A 3,576-nucleotide genomic window follows, 5' to 3' on the forward strand; every position below is an offset into this window, starting at 1 on the left:
CTAGCGCATGCCCGGCGTAAGTTCATGGATACCAAGAAACTACAGGGTAAAGGCAAGACCGGCAAAGCCGATGTGGCCTTGGCAAAAATCCAAAAACTTAATGCGTAAGAAACGCGGCTTAAGGAGGTGAGAGTACAACAAAGAAGGTTGAACGGCAGAAGTTAGCGAAACCTATGCTGGCCGACCTTCATCAGTGGCTGATATCCCAAAAGGTTGTCCCATCGAGCTAGTTGGGCAGGGCTATTAAATACACGCAATGCCAATGGCCCAAGCTTGAGAAGTATATCGATGACGGTCACCTATCCATCGATAACAACCGGGCTGAGCGTGCAATCAAACCGTTGGTCATTGGACGGAAAAATTGGCTGTTCGCCGATACCCCGAAAGTTGCTGAAGCCATTGCCATGCTCTACAGCATCATCGAAACGGCTACAGCTCACGGACTTATCCTGTACGACTATCTGGTTAAGTGCATTGAAGAGTTGGCACAACCGGAACTAGATCTCGACGCTTTACTTTCTTGGAAACTTTGCTCATTAATATCCTCTGTGGGATCGTGGGGCGCTCACTGTGCAGTAGCTAGTTGTGCACGCCTTAGAGCAAAACACCAAAAGTGAATAAAGAAATAACTCTAACGATTAAGGATCAACTTAGATAACTAATAACTGACAACAGATATGTTAGGTTTTTGTTGCTGACCATTCAAACTCTCTTTAGTGTTGCCTAAAAAGAGTTGATTAAAAGCATTTGCTATATACTCTGAGCCGAATGTTGATAAGTGATCATCATCTCTGTACAGTAAATCATTCCCTATAGCGACCCTACAGTACTCTTCATCACATAGCACCTTTTCAGGAAAGATAAAATCAACTGAATACAGACCTTTTAGCTTATTAAAAATAACCTCAACATCTTTAGTTCTTTCTTGATACTCTTTAAATGAAGGTGCAATGAGTCCATTTATCTCACGACCTGTTATTGATGAAACCTGGAACGCAGAAGGGACATCAAACCCAACCTCTGGTATTGAATGAACAATTACTATTTCCTTACCAAGTGCTTGCAAAGCCTGAATCGTATTAGTTAGCCCAACTTCAAACAATTCAAGATTAGTTGAATTTCCATGCTCTTTTTCTTCTATATTAATTAGTTTTACTGTTTTTCCATGCTCTTGTTTATATCGTGTACCATGAGCAGAAATCGTCCATCTTGCAGCTAATATTACAACTTCTATCTCTGGGTTATTTGAAATGTAATTTAGGACGGTTTGATTAAAGTCATGACAATGTGTTCTACCTAGCCTTTCAATTAAAAGTAAAGGAGGACAAGCTGATTTTGTTGCTAACTTCCCCAGAAAATTATTATTATCAGCACTTAGATCTACTCCTGAAGCTAAAGATTTAGCGTGAGAATCTCCCCACAGAATAAAGCGAAATTTTTTGCTTGATTTAAATCCTATGTTACATAAATCTTCTCCGTTCTCTAACTTACCAATTATGTTTTCACATGATGTCCAGTGATACCACTTATCATCTTTAGCAGCAAAGTTATGACTTAACTCTTTATTTAATCGATTAGGGTATCCGTCACTAACAACAAAAGCAGCTCCATTAATTAATATTAGTGCTGATACTAATGCAGAACTACTGAGGAGTGAAAGCTTTGTCTTAAATATACTTTTTTGTCTAAAAGGGAGTTCTACAAATCTCCATGATATTATTGAAATTAAAAATATAAAGCACAACATTATTGATAATACAATATATGTTGGCTCTTTAATTGAAATGATATGTGTGTATACAATTATTGGCCAATGCCATAAGTATAATGAATATGAAATTAAGCCAATAAAAACAATAGGTCGAAGACTTAAAAAAGATGAAATTAAAGAACTACCACCTGTACCTGCATAAATAATTAATGCAGTACCTAAGGTTGGCATTAGTGCTGCGATTCCAGGGAAGGCTGTCGAAGACGAGAAAAAAAAGATGCTGCAGATAATCATTAAAATCCCAACACTACTGTATACTTCACGCCAAATCCGTAAATTTGGTTGAGATATTAAATTTAACGCAAGAATACTACCAATCATTAACTCCCAAGCTCGCGTAGGGAGAAAATAGAATGCAGCCAAAGCATTTTTATTAGTTAAAAATATGCAAAGAGAAAAAGAAATAAGGATAAGAATAGTAAGCCAATAGAAATAACCTTTACTACTATATTTTTTTATTATAATAAGAAGCAGAGGAAAAAATATATAGAACTGTTCCTCAACAGCTAAAGACCAAGTGTGCAGTAAAGGCTTCATCTCAGCTGCAACATCAAAATAACCAGATTCAAAATAAAACAAAATATTTGATGAGAATAAAGCCGTTGCAACAGCACTTTTACCAATATCTATCAACCCATCAGGAGTTAAAAATAGATAGCCCAATACAGTACTCGCAAAAGCCACAACTGATAATGCAGGAAGTATTCTTCTAAAGCGGCGCTCATAAAACGTAGAGATAGAGAAATTTTTGTTATTTATTTCACTTAATATTATCGATGTAATCAAGTAACCAGAAATAACAAAAAAAATATCTACGCCTACATAGCCTCCACTGAAAAATGAAAAGCCAGAATGAAAAAAAATAACTGATAACACAGCGATAGCCCGTAAACCATCTATATCAGGGCGATAATTTGATGCCATCGAGTTCTCCCTTTCTCGTATTACTTATACCAAGACATCAAAGCTAGGTATTCTACTTAATACACTTAATCTAAACATACTGTAGTCAAAAATTATAAAAAAACCCAACAAATGGCCTGATATTCAACTCTTTTTAAACGGTTTGTATAGCCGAAAAAATAATACAACACTAGTGTTTTAACCCATTAACTATCGAAATAGCAATAAGTTATATGGGATTTACAAACTTGAACAATTGGATAATTCTTATATTTATTATTTCTTTTTTCTTAAACGTAAATTTTTATTCTGATTCTTTCTATACATTATTTGTATCCTCCACATGACCCCTCGGGTTAGTATTAATTAGCGAAGTTCCAGGGTAGTAAAGCGTTGATGTCAGGCTCTGGTTGGGCTAACTCTTCCATACACTTCACCAGGTACTCGTACAGGATAAGTCCGTTAGCTTTAGTGGTCTCGATGATGCTGTAGAGCATGGCACAGGCTTCAGCAACTTTCGGGGTATCGGCGAACAGCCAGTTTTTCCGTCCAATGGCCAACGGTTTGATTGCACGCTCAGCCCGGTTGTTATCGATGAATAGGTGGCCGTCTTCGATATACTTCTCAAGCTTGGGCCATTGGCCTAGCGTGTATTTAATAGCCTTGCCCAACTAGCTCGATGGGACAACCTTTTGGGATATCAGCCACTGATGAAGGTCGGCCAGCATAGGTTTCGCTAACTTCAGCCGTTCAACCTCTCTTTGTTGTACCCTCACCTCCTTAAGCCGCGCTTCTAACGCATAAAGTTTTTGGATTTTTGCCAAGGCCACATCGGCTTTGCCGGTCTTGCCTTTACCCTGTAGTTTCTTGGTATCCATGAACTTACGCCGGGCATGCGCTAG

General features: G+C 37.9%; 1 protein-coding gene and 2 pseudogenes. 1 reads left to right on the forward strand and 2 read right to left on the reverse strand.

Annotation, left to right across the window (positions count from 1 at the left end; translation table 11 throughout):
- Positions 1-524 (forward strand): annotated as a pseudogene (locus BIZ37_RS29660) (transposase); the annotation flags it as partial.
- Positions 525-658: 134 nt separating this feature from the next.
- On the opposite strand, the gene BIZ37_RS29665 reads toward BIZ37_RS29660, so the two are convergent.
- On the reverse strand, positions 659-2,695 hold the full coding sequence (locus BIZ37_RS29665; RefSeq protein ID WP_187464601.1) for an acyltransferase family protein: 2,037 nt from the start codon (positions 2,693-2,695) through the stop codon (positions 659-661).
- Between the two features lie 341 nt (positions 2,696-3,036).
- Positions 3,037-3,576, reverse strand: a pseudogene (locus tag BIZ37_RS29670) (transposase); the annotation flags it as partial.

Source organism: Photobacterium sp. BZF1 (assembly GCF_014349205.1).
Classification (GTDB): domain Bacteria; phylum Pseudomonadota; class Gammaproteobacteria; order Enterobacterales; family Vibrionaceae; genus Photobacterium.

Bases quoted from the DNA above. Each gene is read 5' to 3' on its own strand.
- BIZ37_RS29665 (WP_187464601.1), bottom strand. From the start codon at position 2,695: ATGGCATCAAATTATCGCCCTGATATAGATGGTTTACGGGCTATCGCT.